This window comes from Gynurincola endophyticus (genome assembly GCF_003991195.1).
Classification (GTDB): Bacteria; Bacteroidota; Bacteroidia; order Chitinophagales; family Chitinophagaceae; genus Gynurincola; species Gynurincola endophyticus.
This window is the reverse complement of record NZ_RCWL01000003.1, coordinates 396,980-410,532: the sequence shown is the minus strand read 5'-3', so window position 1 is coordinate 410,532 and position 13,553 is coordinate 396,980. Positions and strand designations below refer to the sequence as shown.

At 39.3% G+C, this 13,553-nt stretch carries 12 protein-coding genes; 3 read left to right on the top strand and 9 right to left on the bottom strand.

The window, feature by feature from the left end; genetic code table 11:
* Nucleotides 1-99: 99 nt before the first annotated feature.
* The 6 genes from D9O48_RS08425 to D9O48_RS08400 all read right to left on the bottom strand — a co-directional run bounded on the left by D9O48_RS08425 (nt 100) and on the right by D9O48_RS08400 (nt 5,501).
* Nucleotides 100-744, bottom strand: a complete 645-nt coding sequence (locus D9O48_RS08425; protein WP_126972507.1) for a carbonic anhydrase — start codon at nt 742-744, stop codon at nt 100-102.
* A gap of 32 nt (nt 745-776) precedes the next feature.
* Complete coding sequence (locus D9O48_RS08420; RefSeq protein ID WP_126972506.1) at nt 777-1,403, bottom strand: carbonic anhydrase; 627 nt, start codon at nt 1,401-1,403, stop codon at nt 777-779.
* A gap of 6 nt (nt 1,404-1,409) precedes the next feature.
* Nucleotides 1,410-2,984: a SulP family inorganic anion transporter gene (locus tag D9O48_RS08415; RefSeq protein ID WP_126972505.1), complete on the bottom strand. Its 1,575-nt coding sequence runs from the start codon at nt 2,982-2,984 to the stop codon at nt 1,410-1,412.
* A 178-nt stretch (nt 2,985-3,162) separates the two neighbouring features.
* Complete coding sequence (locus D9O48_RS08410; protein WP_126972504.1) at nt 3,163-3,549, bottom strand: hypothetical protein; 387 nt, start codon at nt 3,547-3,549, stop codon at nt 3,163-3,165.
* Nucleotides 3,550-3,754: 205 nt separating this feature from the next.
* Nucleotides 3,755-3,976, bottom strand: a complete 222-nt coding sequence (locus D9O48_RS08405) for a DUF6814 family protein (protein ID WP_126972503.1) — start codon at nt 3,974-3,976, stop codon at nt 3,755-3,757.
* Nucleotides 3,977-3,986: 10 nt separating this feature from the next.
* Nucleotides 3,987-5,501 (bottom strand): MFS transporter, encoded by a 1,515-nt coding sequence (locus tag D9O48_RS08400; protein ID WP_126972502.1) that lies wholly within the window; start codon nt 5,499-5,501, stop codon nt 3,987-3,989.
* 174 nt (nt 5,502-5,675) lie between these two features.
* Between D9O48_RS08400 and acs the strand changes: the two genes are divergently transcribed.
* Nucleotides 5,676-7,589, top strand: coding sequence for an acetate--CoA ligase (gene acs, locus D9O48_RS08395; protein ID WP_126972501.1), 1,914 nt, complete (start codon nt 5,676-5,678; stop codon nt 7,587-7,589).
* A 125-nt stretch (nt 7,590-7,714) separates the two neighbouring features.
* Nucleotides 7,715-8,158, top strand: a complete 444-nt coding sequence (locus D9O48_RS08390) for a DMT family transporter (RefSeq protein WP_126972500.1) — start codon at nt 7,715-7,717, stop codon at nt 8,156-8,158.
* Nucleotides 8,159-8,454: 296 nt separating this feature from the next.
* On the opposite strand, the gene D9O48_RS08385 is transcribed toward D9O48_RS08390, so the two are convergent.
* The 3 genes from D9O48_RS08385 to D9O48_RS08375 form a co-directional block, all read right to left on the bottom strand.
* Complete coding sequence (locus D9O48_RS08385) at nt 8,455-9,768, bottom strand: D-alanyl-D-alanine carboxypeptidase/D-alanyl-D-alanine-endopeptidase (RefSeq protein WP_126972499.1); 1,314 nt, start codon at nt 9,766-9,768, stop codon at nt 8,455-8,457.
* 78 nt (nt 9,769-9,846) lie between these two features.
* Nucleotides 9,847-11,160, bottom strand: coding sequence for a D-alanyl-D-alanine carboxypeptidase/D-alanyl-D-alanine endopeptidase (dacB, locus tag D9O48_RS08380; protein ID WP_126972498.1), 1,314 nt, complete (start codon nt 11,158-11,160; stop codon nt 9,847-9,849).
* Nucleotides 11,161-11,218: 58 nt separating this feature from the next.
* Nucleotides 11,219-12,349, bottom strand: a complete 1,131-nt coding sequence (locus tag D9O48_RS08375) for a formimidoylglutamase (RefSeq protein WP_126972497.1) — start codon at nt 12,347-12,349, stop codon at nt 11,219-11,221.
* 113 nt (nt 12,350-12,462) lie between these two features.
* Here D9O48_RS08375 and pheS point away from each other — a divergent pair, with 113 nt between their 5' ends.
* Nucleotides 12,463-13,497, top strand: coding sequence for a phenylalanine--tRNA ligase subunit alpha (gene pheS, locus D9O48_RS08370; RefSeq protein ID WP_126972496.1), 1,035 nt, complete (start codon nt 12,463-12,465; stop codon nt 13,495-13,497).
* Nucleotides 13,498-13,553 lie beyond the last annotated feature (56 nt).

The window sequence follows — 13,553 nt, the reverse complement described above, 5'->3', positions numbered from 1 at the left end:
AAACTGCACCATAAAAAATGCCCTCAAACCAACTGTTTTGAGGGCATTTTTTATGCAAAGGGCTGTTTTGGGAATTGCCTTACAGCACGATAGATTCGACTATAGATCATCAAATGTGTAAAGTGGATCGATTTCTGTACCAGGAACGATATCAAGAATCGATTTTACTTTACCATTTCCTAAGCTATATACCCAGCCATGTAAAGTTGGCGCCTGGCGTTGCTTCCATGCACGTTGAATGATAGAAGTTTTAGCAAGGTTTTTTAATTGTTCTTCTACATTTAATTCTACCAGACGGTCTACTCTTTGTTCTTCATTCAAAACTTCTAACTCATCTCTGTGGAAGCGATACACGTCTTTGATATTTCTTAACCACATATTCAACACGATTTTGTGATCGTGGTTAGTGGTAGCAGCTTTTACACCACCGCAACCATAGTGACCACAAACAATAACGTGTTTAACTTTTAATACGTTTACTGAGTATTCCAATACGCTCAATAAGTTTACGTCTGTATTTAATACCAGATTAGCTACGTTTCTGTGTACGAATATTTCACCAGGTTGTGTTCCTGTAATTTCATTCGCAGGTACGCGAGAATCAGAACATCCAATCCACAAAAATTCAGGTTGTTGTAAATCTTTTAATCTCGAAAAATATTCCGGGTCATCCTGCACTTTTTTATTTGCCCAATCTTCGTTGTTTTTCAATAAATTCATATAAGCTTCGCTCGCTGTATACATGTTAACTGATTTTGAGTTACAAAATTCTATTACTAAAGTACTGTATATTTTTCTTCTCTGGTGGCAGAGAGGTCAATTACTCTTTTTAAAATGCCATCCTGCACATCATAAACCCAACCATGAATTTCTGGTTTGGTGAGTGTCGGATCATTCCAAACACGCTGAATTACATCAGTTTTTGATACGTTCAAAACCTGTTGTGCAACATTATATTCGGATAATTTATTTGCCTTTTCATCGAGGGTTGCCAATGCATCAATTTCGGTTTTATGGTTATGATACACTTCTTTGATGCCGCCAATCCATTGATCAATGATACCAAAGCTCTGATCGCTAAGTGCGGCTTTAATACCACCACAAGCATAGTGCCCTACCACAATAACGTGTTTAACCTTAAGATAAATTACTGCATATTCCAGCACACATAATAAGTTCAGATCGTTCGGTACCACCATGTTGGCGATATTGCGATGTACAAAAATTTCGCCTGGTTGTGTTCCGGTAATTTCATTCGCAGGAACTCTCGAATCAGAACACCCGATCCATAATATTTCAGGAGTTTGTAAGTGCGCCAATCGGTTAAAGTAGTCGGGATCTTCGTCTACCTTTTCAAACGCCCATGCTTTATTTTCTAATAATAATTTTTCAAATGCTTTCATGTGTTGTTACTTTAAGTTCACCATGTCTTGAATGGCTCCTGTCACAGATGTTGTTCCCTTCGTCGTAAACCCTTGTTCTTTATATAAACTCTGACGCAATTCTACCTGAATGTTTTTCAGTGGTGCGTGTGTAATAAAGTCTTCTATCACTTCAATAACATCCTTATCGATATAATCGGCACGGGTAGCATCGATTACCACATATGAGTTTTTCGGTACTTTTTCGAGTTTCCTTTTTACGATAGGTTTATTTAAGAACGATACGTCTTTACGTAGTCTGAACAAGTATCTGTTTTCGTCGTTTACTACAAAAACGGCAGATTTAAAGTTGCTTCTCATTACAAAGAACAATCCTACAACACAACCGATGAGGATACCTACTAATAAATCTGTTGCCACGATTGCCACAATTGTGATCACAAAAGGAATTAACTGATCGTTTCCTCTTTGTTTCATTTCCTTGAAAATGGCTGGTTTTGCTAATTTATAACCTGTATATATTAATATACCTGCTAAGCCCGCCAATGGAATTAAGTTTAATATTTTAGGAATGAAGGCTACAGATCCTAATAACAGTAAACCGTGGATGATTGCACTCATTTTTGTTTTACCACCGGCATTGACGTTTGCCGAAGTACGAACAATCACAGAGGTTAACGGCAAACCTCCGATTAAACCAGATAATATATTACCGGTTCCCTGAGCTTTTAACTCGCGGTTAGTAGGTGTTACTCTCTGGTAAGGATCCAGTTCATCAGCTGCTTCAATATTCAAAAGCGTTTCTAAAGAAGCTACCAATGCGATGGTAATCGCTGTAGACCATACTGCAAAATTGGATAAATATGATAAGTCTGGGTGCGTAAAGAAAGACAAAAATTCGTTGAACGATTCAGCTACAGGAATGCTCACAAGTAATGTAGCATCAAGTGCAGTTGCAGGATTCGATTCTTTTAACCACTCATTGATTCCTACTGCTAACAGTACAACAATCAACGGCGCCGGAATGAGCTTGAATACTTTTCCTAATTTCACGAGGTACTTATCCCATACCAACTGAATGGCAATGGAAAGCGCGCCGATACCTAATGCTACCGGAGAGAAATTAAGAATGGCTTCCCAGATTCTTTCATAGGGATTGGCATCTTCTGCCACATAACCCAGCAAGTGTGGAACCTGACCAATGATCAGGATAATACCGATAGCTGCCAGCATCCCTTTAATCACAGAATAGGGTATATAATCGCCCAGGATACCTGCTTTCAGAAATCCTAAGATTACCTGGAAAATACCTGCAATCACTACTGCCAGTAAGAAAGCTTCATAAACCTGTAACTTGGTAATTGCAACAATAACAATAGAGGTTAAGCCTGCTGCCGGACCACTCACACTTAACTGAGAACCCGACAAGGCACCGATCACGATACCACCAATGATACCGCCGATCAATCCGGCAAATAAAGGCGCGCCGGACCCCAATGCAATACCCAAACAAAGTGGCAATGCCACTAAAAACACTACGATCGCTGAAGGAATATCAGAGCCTAATGAACTGAATATTCCGATCTTCTTTTTTGCACTCATATATTTGATATTAAAACTGATTTCACCAATTTACGGGCCCACATAGGCGTTAGCATATGTATATACATACAATGCTTCCCAGGTTAGGAATTTTTCAAATGACAACAATAGTAATCGTTACGACAAGCGTAAAGAGTTTAGGGGAAAACAACAGTGATCTATAAAGGTGTTTTTACCTTTATGCCAATTCAGGAGGAGGAGACCAAAGCTCGAAGTGAAATAACTCTATAAGTTCTGTTGCATGAATTTTATGAAGGTAGATTTCATCGATCAGATGATTGTGAATCATTAATTCGCCTTCATGAATATATTCTTCAGAAAAAGAAAAAGGTCCGTTCGGAGATTTTTCATCCGGACCTGCAGGATTAGTATTCGGGAAAGAAGACTCAGGAATTTCTTCAATCATCAACTCTGATACTAAATCATTGATAACATTATCCTTATAAATAACATAGTTGATATTTAATAACCAAACCAATAGCAATGCCATCAGATAAGTCAAAGGAACCTTCAACCTGGAAAGATGATAAAACATTGATTGCTCGTATGGTCTTTTTCTACGCATTTATAAGTTTGCTTACGATACAAATATATGTAAATACTATCACGTATAAAAAACGCAATCAGGAAAATTTAGTTGTAAGTCAACGACTTTTCAATAAAGTTTAATCCTGAGATTAAAAACAATAAAGATGTTTTTAATCTCAGGATTTTATGCTAACATACCTTAGTTTTTTGTTAACAGCTTTAATATTGGGGTAACACTGGAATTAAAGTTTGGCATTATACTCTCCCTTCCATGAATACCAGCCAAATAGAAAGAAGCCGATAATTATAGGAACAAACACGAGCACAAAAATGCTCCATTGGATATACACATCCAGGCTTTGATGCGCCTGCATTTCACCAAGTGCTGTTTTTACCAGATAAAATAATGCTACAGGTGAAAGCAGCATAAATAACATTCCGAGTATTTTTTTTAATGCATTCATATACATCGAATTAATCTTTTTCTACAAACTTGTTTTGCATATATATGGCTCCTATTACGAAACAGATCGCAGCAATGATAATCGGATACCATAAACCACTGAGCTGATCATTAATATAAACCGTTGTTGTAAGCAGTGCAATGAAGGGCGTTAACCCGCCAAAAATACCGTTGCCGATATGGTAAGGCAAAGACATGGAGGTATACCTGATTTTTGTTGGGAAGATTTCCACCAGATAAGCGGCAATCGGTCCGTATACCATCGTTACATATAACACTAATAAAAACAGTAGAACAATCATTTTTACAAATGACGAAGTGCCGAGTGTTTTACTCTTGAGCGTTGCTATCGGTTCACGCTCTCCCACAAACTCCACTACATATTTTGCAGTCGTTCCATCTGTATAAGATTGAATCTGAGTCTGCTGGCGCATAATTTGGCCGTTTTCGTAAAATGTTGTATCTTTTAAGATAAGGGCCTGCTCTTTTATAACCGTCTTGTTATTTACATCTGACAATTGAATAAACTGATTAAAAATAGGCCGGTAAGTACATACTGCCAATAACATTCCTATCAGCATAATCCACTTCCGCCCTACTTTATCACTCCAGCTTCCGAAGATTACAAAAAACGGGGTAGCCGCTACTATTGCCCAGATAAGGATGATCCGGGATTGCTCAAAATCTATTTTACATACTGTTTCAATAAACGACTGTGCATAAAACTGGCCGGTATACCATACCACACCCTGCCCCATCGTAGCACCAAACAAAGCCAGTAAAACCATTTTAAGATTATCCTTTTTACCAAAGCTTTCTTTCAACGGGTTTTTCGATAGGTTACCCGAAGCTTTGATTTTACTGAATAAAGGTGATTCGTGCATCTTCATTCGTATATATATACTTACTACTACTAAAAGTATAGACAACCAGAAAGGAATTCTCCAGCCCCATTCATTGAATCGCTGAATTGAGATTTCCGGGTCAGGTGACAGGCTCTGACGGGTAATTAAAATCACACTTAAAGAAAGTAATAACCCTAATGTAGCAGTGGTTTGTATCCAACTGGTATAAAAACCGCGTTTATGATCCGGAGCATGTTCGGCTACATATGTAGCAGCACCTCCATACTCACCTCCTAATGCCAATCCCTGAATGAGCCTTAGTAGTAAAACCAACACCGGTGCCAAAAAGCCGATACTTTCATAACCAGGTATCAGTCCGATAGCGAAAGTACTTCCCCCCATTAAAACCAGGGTTAACAAAAATGTATATTTTCGCCCTATCAGATCACCCAATCTACCAAATACCAATGCTCCGAAAGGACGCACAATAAAACCGGCAGCAAATGTTGCCAGCGTACTTAATAAAGCTGCGGTGGGATTTGTTTTAGGAAAAAACTGATCGGCTATGACTGTGGCAAGACTTCCGAAAATATAAAAGTCATACCACTCTATAAGAGTTCCTACAGAAGAAGCTCCTATAATTTTCCATATGGAACTATGAGGGGTAGCAGTCGTTTTCATTCGATTAATTTACTTCATTTTTTTTCAATTAATCTATTATTGTTACACATTTATTATTGTACCATATATAGCAACACTTAATAAAATGCTAACACATGGTAGTATGCTTAGCATTTTATTTACACCTGATTTTCGTATATTTATTATCCTAATCAAGTTTAAAACGAATTGTATATGTCATATCCCTACCAGATTCAGTCTCGCGAAGAGTACGACAGTGTTTATCAGAAGAGTGTAGCAGATCCGGAAGGATTTTGGAGCGATATCGCCGGTCATTTTTACTGGAGAAAACGTTGGGATAAAGTACTGGACTGGAATTTTACAGAGCCCGATGTTAAATGGTTTTCAGGAGCTAAATTAAATATTACAGAAAATTGTTTAGACAGGCATTTAGGTTTATTAGGAAATAAGCCTGCTATTATCTGGGAACCAAATTCTCCCGAAGAACATCATCGAATGCTTACCTATCGTGACCTGCACCTTAAAGTAATGCAATTTGCAAATGTGTTGAAAAATAACGGGGTTACCAAAGGTGACCGTGTGTGTATTTACATGGGTATGGTTCCTGAATTAGCGATTGCCGTATTGGCCTGTGCCAGAATCGGGGCTATTCACTCTGTTATTTTCGGAGGGTTTAGTGCCCAGAGTATTGCCGACAGGTTACAGGATGCCAATGCAAAATTTATTGTTACCTGTGACGGTGCCTTCCGGGGAAACAAAGAAATTCCGCTGAAGTCTGTAATCGACGATGCGCTGGTACAATGTAAATTCGTTGAAAAAGTTATTGTACTCACCCGTACCCGCACACCGGTATCGATGATCAAGGGGCGTGATGTTTGGTGGGAAGATGAAATTAAAAAAGTAGAAACACAGGGAAACGCTGATTGTCCGGCCGAAGAAATGGATGCCGAAGACATGTTGTTCATTCTTTACACTTCCGGCTCTACCGGAAAGCCAAAAGGAGTTGTACATACCTGTGGCGGATACATGGTATATACCAACTATTCATTTATTAATGTATTCAATTATCAGCCCGGTGAAATTTTCTTTTGTACAGCCGATATTGGTTGGATTACCGGGCATAGCTATATTGTGTACGGACCATTAAGTGCCGGTGCTACCACGCTCATGTTTGAAGGCGTACCAACCTGGCCGGATGCAGGAAGATTCTGGGACATTATAGATAAATACAAAGTAAATATTTTTTATACTGCTCCTACCGCAATAAGAAGTTTAATGGGATACGGACTTGGTCCTGTACAACAACATAAACTTACTTCTCTTCGTGTACTCGGAACTGTTGGTGAGCCGATTAATGAAGAAGCCTGGAACTGGTTTCACGAACACATCGGAAAATCAAAATGCCCCATCGTAGACACCTGGTGGCAAACTGAAACTGGTGGTATCCTTATTTCTAATATGGCAAATGTTACCCCCGGAATCCCCACTTACGCAACCTATCCGCTTCCGGGAGTTCAACCCGTTTTGCTCGACGAGCAGGGAGGTGAAATTACCGGCAATAATGTAACCGGTAATCTATGCATAAAATTTCCATGGCCCGGCATGATCAGAACCACCTATGGTGATCATGAAAGGTGCAGAACGAATTACTTTGCCACGTATGAGAACCAGTATTTCACCGGCGACGGGTCGTTCAGAAACGAAGAAGGTATGTACCGTATTACGGGAAGAGTTGACGATGTGTTAAACGTTAGCGGTCACCGTATAGGAACAGCTGAAGTTGAAAATGCCATTAATATGCACGCCGGTGTTGTAGAAAGTGCAGTAGTCGGTTATCCCCACGAAATAAAAGGTCAGGGAATTTACGCCTATGTAATTCTTAACAATGACCAGGTTGATAAAGAACTTTTCAAAAAAGATATCACAGCTACCGTTTCCAGAATTATCGGGCCAATTGCCAAACCGGATAAGATTCAGTTTGTTAAAGGGCTACCGAAAACAAGAAGCGGTAAAATCATGCGACGGATTCTAAGAAAAGTAGCAGAAGGTGAAATGGAAAATCTCGGAGATACTTCCGCACTGTTAGAACCGGCAGTTGTTCAGGAAATAGTAAAAGGAAAATTATAATAAACCAAAGGCTGCTGTTTATCAAACGCAGCCTTTTATTTTAGATTTATAAATATTTTCATCCCGCCTCAAACCTTAAAGTATTTACTCAACCGGCCATATCATCAGCTTTAAACTTCTTATTTATGAAATGGATTTTTTATTTGCTGCCATTATTGGCGGGTATAGCAATGTCTGTTCAATCAGGATTAAACGCACAATTAAGAACTCAGTTTAACCACCCTGTACTGGCAGCACTTATTTCTTTTCTGGCAGGCACTGTTGCTCTACTATTGGTACTGCTTTTTTCCAGGCAACCCATGCCCTCTTTTCAGGAATATCTGCAAACCGACTGGTGGAAATTTACAGGCGGGTTATTCGGAGCATTTATCGTTACGGCAACCATCATTTCCATTTCACATATCGGTGCTTCAAACATGTTCGTTATTATCATTGCCGGTCAACTCCTCACTGCGTTGATCATGGATCATTACGGTTTATTAGGAATGCCCGTACAACAGATTTCTTGGAATAAAGTGGGGGGAATGCTGTTACTGGTTGCCGGAGCTTACCTGGTGAACAAAAAATAATTAATTCACCATTAAGAAATTAAGAAGCTCCTGATGCTGCGCTTTGTCTTATTCTATCTGATGATTGCAATTTAAACAGGAAGGAAATGAAGATAAAAAGCAAATCAAGTGTTGCCGATTAGCTAGTTTCCCTTCATACCTTCATTCTCTTCATGTTTCCCATTGAGATCTGAAAATATTAACCATTAAGACCTTTCCACTTCGCTTTGGCTTATTCTATCTGATGATCACCATTTTAACTTCATTTTCTTCATGTTTCTAATTCCATCTTCCATTAAAAATGGGAAAGTTCCGGATTAGTAATTATTATATAAATACATCAGAAATTCTTTATACTGCTGACGTACATAAGCCGCATCACCACGGTGATTATTCACTAACAACGAAAAGATTAACTGATCGCCGCTTTTAGTATCTAAATAACCGCTCAGTGCAATTACCCCCGTTAATGAACCGGTTTTGGCACGTAAGTTATCTGCAATGTCCTTATATAAAGAACCTAGCGTACCCACACCGCCATGTGGAAAAACTGCGCGGATGCGCTCCATACCTATATCCGCTTTAAACAGTTTGAGTTTTTCGATAAAGTCATTTGGTGTAAAGTGATTCATACGGCTTAATCCACTACCATCCGCCCAACGAAAATCGTTCGGTACTGTTTTATAAATGCCTTTTTTAAGCATTTCAGTTGCTTTAAAATCATTCATTTCACCTGTCAGTTCATTGGCCACCATCATCAGTGTTTGTTCGGCAAAGAAATTATCACTTCTATACATCAGGGGACGTAGCATTGAATCAAGTGGTTGCGAATAAATCACTTTAAACTCTTTTGAAGGAAATTGTTGTAAGCTTATTTTATACATCTTCTTACCTAATGCCTGTTCAAGCAATTGAATAGAAGCATTGAGTCCGTCTGTAAGATAAGGTACATCCTGTGCACGGTTGGTTGCTTTTCCGATAGTAACATTGTATTCATTTTCGCGCCAGTCACGACGTACAAAAAAGTTTTCCTCATCAGTTTTACTCACATTTACTTTCCAGGGAAGACTGGCAGGAGCAGATACATATGATTTGACGCCACCATTTTCCTGCTGGGTAAATTTAATATAGTTTCCATATACAGGCAGCGGACTTCTTTCGGCACCATAGTAGAAGCTGTAATAATCCCACGACCAGGCAGAACCAAAGGCTCTTGACTTCCATTGGTCTTCTGATATGTATATTTTTTTGGGTGTTGATTTTAAGAATTCAAAAACCGGATGGGTTTTATAATCTTCATGCAATAAAGTAGGGTCACCTGTTGGCAGTAAAAAAACAGCGGTATCATTTTCATAATACCGGATGCCCGGGATACTGTCTTTTAAATACTTCATAGCAGCATAAGTCGTAACAATTTTTGTATTAGAAGCCGGTATAAAAAACTGATCGGCCTGGTGCTGATAAAGATATTTACCGGTTGAAGCCTGATAAACACTCACCCCCACGTGTGCATGTTTTAAACTTTCATCTTCAACAAATAAACGTGTAGCTTGTTTACTGAGGTTTTTCTGACCGGCGCAAGATGCCAGTAATAAAGTACAGAAAGCAGTTAGTTTGGTAATACGGTTCATGAAAACGGTTTAAGCAAAACAATCAGATAAAATACTGGTCACTGAGAGATACTACATATTAATCAGTGAACAAGAAATTTAATACTTGTTGTACAGATGCATGATAAAATGTTGAAATTGGCGGCGTACGTGATTCGCATCACCACGATGGTTGTTTACTAAAAGGGAGAAAACGATATTGTTTCCTTTCTTAGTTTCCAGAAAGCCGCTAAGAGCAACCACACCGTTCAGCGTTCCGGTTTTAGCAAACATTTTGTCGGGTATTTCTTTGTACAAACCACTTAAAGTTCCTACTCCACCATGTGGAAATATATTTTTAATTCTTTCCATTCCTACAGTGTTTCTCAACTCCTGTAAAATGAAAATAAAATCATTGGGGGCAAAATGATTTGATCTGCTAAGGCCGCTTCCATCTGCCCAACGAAAGTTATTCGGTACGTCTTTATAAATCGTTTTACGCAGTTCATTAATCCCTTTCGAGTCATTTAACTCACCGGTTAATTCATTTGCCACCATGATCAGCGTTTGTTCTGCAAAGAAGTTATCACTTCTGTACATCAGGGGACGTAGCATTGAATCAAGTGGTTGCGAATAAACAGTTTTATATTCTTTCGAAGGTATTTTATCTAATGCAATGACCTGTATGTCTTTCTTTAAAACATCCTTTAATAGGGCAACGGCAGATTCAATTCCATTGGTAACATAAGGAACATCCTGACGTTTACTGCTATCGGCACCACTGTTTATTGTAAAATGATTCTCTTTCCAATTTCTTTGTACATTGAAGTTCGGGCCACCATCTGTTTTCCAGGTAAATGCAGAAAAATAGGCAGGAGTTGCAGAGAATTCTAATTGACCAGCTGTAGTAATTTTCTTTACAAACTTCAGATAGTTACCGTACATAGGCATCGGACTTCTTTCAGGTGAATAACCTGCATTGTAATCACCCCATGACCATCCTTGTCCGAAAGCATTTGACTTCCAGTTGCCATCAGTGATATATATTTTTTTATTGACTGTTTTCAGAAAATTTAATACCGGTTGGGCTGTATAATCTTCGTGTAAAAAAGTAGGGTCACCTGTCGGAACCAGATAAACGGCCGTATCATTTTCATAATAACGAACGCCCGGTAAACTATCGTTCAGGTACTTAAGTGCGGCGTAGGTAGTAACGATTTTTGTATTCGATGCAGGCGCAAAAAACTTATCGGCCTGATACTGATACATTTTTTTATCTTTTGAGGAGTTGTAGACACTGATGCCTACGTGAGCGTGCTTGAGCGTTTCGTCTTCCAGTAAAAACTTTTTGGCAGATTTACCGATGGTTTTTTGGGTGGAGCATGAAACTAAAAAAAGAGCACTAATCAGGGTTAAACCAAATGATTGTTTCATCTAAGCAATTTAAACTTTATTGCTCATTTTTCCAATCAGATCAGCGCTCTTTTCAAAATTATATACTTCTTTCCTGCGCACGCAACCAGCGCTCAGGAATATCATTGTTACTGGCTATTTTATAATCGTAATAAGAGCAGGGAATAAAATGTTGATCAGGCATCTGCATCCACCAACGTCCTGTTCTCTTGCTCTGTAAGAAGGTAGTGGCCACTTCAGCGAACACAACATTATACTCATTGAAAGATGTTCGATCGGTTAGTTTTGCTTCGCGTTGATGGCGATAAGCACCGTCGATAATATACCAGATCATGTGACTGATTTGTTTAGCGGTGAGGCCATCTCTGTCAAGATCGGGCCGATATCCATATATACCGATTGAGCTCATTTTATCACCCATACCTGCATGGCGCATTAAAGTACAGGCTTCTTCACCATTTAAACCATTCGGCGTAAGCTGATTACAAGGGGCAAATGCATTGGCAATAGCTTCTACATCGAAACTCATCATGTTGGCGCTTCTGATTACCGGTTCCATTTCTTCAATATCTTCCTTCACCATTCCTACACGATAGCAATCGAAGCGTAGCTTATCCATTGTTTCGAGCATGTGCGGATGTACAAAATATGACTGGAATCCTATGTGAGAATAATGTCTTAAATAGTTTGGTTCACCGGTTAGCATTTCCATCAGGAAGTTCTGATCGCGCTGTGGAGAATCAATTGAAAGGTTGATAGCGGCATCCACACATACAGCTTCAATAATACGTTCTTTATCTGCATAAGCAGCATATTGAGCCAATGTCAGGTCATGCGAACCACCCAGAATCACTACTAATTTGCCTGCATCTACCAATTCAGTTACCACTGTTTTGAGTGCCGCATAAGTATCTTTAGTTGTTTTTCCTCTTTTCACATTGCCTAAATCTGCTATTTTAACCTGGGTATGCCAAAAGTAAAGGTCATAAAACGCCTTTCTGATTTCATCGGCCGGATTCAGCTTTTTGCCGCCTAATCCGCCGCCACGAAATTCATTGCATCCAATCAAAACCACAGAAACATCTGCTAAATCAGGGAACTCCCGGTCGTAAATGGCTACCACCTTTCCCATCTGTCCGTCTTTGTACTGCATATCCTGGGTGATCTCCATCAACTCAACAGGATCTAAAAAGTCTGTCAGAAAATCCATGGCTGCAAGATAAAGTGAATATTAAAATTGAAGGTAAATTTTCCGGATCAAAAATTACGGTTTTTACCCTGAATTCCATTCAATCGGTTCAGAACTTATATTATCTTTGCGCCATGGAAGCATTGTTACAACAGATTGCCGCTTTGAAAGCGGATATTGAAAAAACCGCAGAAGAAGGGGCAGATGCGCTGGAAGCCTATCGTCTCAAATATCTTAGTGCAAAGGGATTGGTGAAGTCTATTTTCGGAGAGATGAAAAGCGTTCCCGCAGATAAGAAAAAAGAGTTTGGGCAAATTCTGAACGAATTCAAACAAATTGCTGAAAACAAATATGCTGCCTGGAAGGAAAAATTAGAGGAAAATCCTGGTATGGGAGCTGCTTCCACCGTTGACTTAACCCTTCCTGGCGATGCCATTCCTTTAGGTACCCGCCACCCAATCAACCATTTTCTCGATCATGTGATCAGTATTTACCAAAGATTAGGGTTTTCAGTGGCCGAAGGCCCTGAAATTGAGGACGATTGGCATAATTTCACTGCTTTAAATTTACCAGAGCACCACCCGGCGCGTGATATGCAGGATACATTTTATATCCAACGTAATCCGGATTGGTTACTCAGAACACATACATCCAATACACAAACCAGAGCAATGGAGACGCAGTCTTTACCGATTCGTATCATTTGCCCCGGCAGAGTATATCGTAACGAAACCGTTAGTGCACGTTCACATTGCTTCTTCCATCAAATTGAAGGTTTATACGTTGACGAGAATGTTTCTTTTGCCGACTTAAAACAAACTCTTTACTTCTTTGTACAGGAGATGTATGGTAAAAACATCAAAATCCGTTTCCGCCCGAGCTTCTTCCCATTCACTGAACCCAGTGCAGAAATGGATGTACAATGCCAGATTTGCCATGGTGAAGGTTGTGCTGTTTGTAAAAGAACCGGTTGGTTGGAAATTCTGGGTTGTGGAATGATACACCCTAAAGTGCTTGAAAATTGCGGTATAGATTCGAATAAGTATACCGGATTTGCATTCGGAATGGGTATTGAAAGACCGGCAATGTTGAAATACGGTATCAACGATATCCGTTTGTTCAGTGAAAATGATGTTCGTTTTCTACGACAGTTTACGAGTAATACATAGGGTATTTAAGAAATTAAGTTATCCCGCAGATCACGCTGTAAGTATTATTGCAATTC

What these genes read in the sequence shown, in the direction of transcription:
- D9O48_RS08415 (WP_126972505.1), bottom strand. Translation starts at nt 2,984, where the DNA reads ATGAGTGCAAAAAAGAAGATCGGAATATTCAGTTCATTAGGCTCTGAT.
- D9O48_RS08405 (WP_126972503.1), bottom strand. Translation starts at nt 3,976, where the DNA reads ATGAATGCATTAAAAAAAATACTCGGAATGTTATTTATGCTGCTTTCA.
- D9O48_RS08385 (WP_126972499.1), bottom strand. Translation starts at nt 9,768, where the DNA reads ATGAACCGTATTACCAAACTAACTGCTTTCTGTACTTTATTACTGGCA.
- D9O48_RS08410 (WP_126972504.1), bottom strand. Translation starts at nt 3,549, where the DNA reads ATGCGTAGAAAAAGACCATACGAGCAATCAATGTTTTATCATCTTTCC.
- pheS (WP_126972496.1), top strand. Translation starts at nt 12,463, where the DNA reads ATGGAAGCATTGTTACAACAGATTGCCGCTTTGAAAGCGGATATTGAA.
- D9O48_RS08425 (WP_126972507.1), bottom strand. Translation starts at nt 744, where the DNA reads ATGTATACAGCGAGCGAAGCTTATATGAATTTATTGAAAAACAACGAA.
- D9O48_RS08375 (WP_126972497.1), bottom strand. Translation starts at nt 12,349, where the DNA reads ATGGATTTTCTGACAGACTTTTTAGATCCTGTTGAGTTGATGGAGATC.
- dacB (WP_126972498.1), bottom strand. Translation starts at nt 11,160, where the DNA reads ATGAAACAATCATTTGGTTTAACCCTGATTAGTGCTCTTTTTTTAGTT.
- acs (WP_126972501.1), top strand. Translation starts at nt 5,676, where the DNA reads ATGTCATATCCCTACCAGATTCAGTCTCGCGAAGAGTACGACAGTGTT.
- D9O48_RS08420 (WP_126972506.1), bottom strand. Translation starts at nt 1,403, where the DNA reads ATGAAAGCATTTGAAAAATTATTATTAGAAAATAAAGCATGGGCGTTT.
- D9O48_RS08400 (WP_126972502.1), bottom strand. Translation starts at nt 5,501, where the DNA reads ATGAAAACGACTGCTACCCCTCATAGTTCCATATGGAAAATTATAGGA.
- D9O48_RS08390 (WP_126972500.1), top strand. Translation starts at nt 7,715, where the DNA reads ATGAAATGGATTTTTTATTTGCTGCCATTATTGGCGGGTATAGCAATG.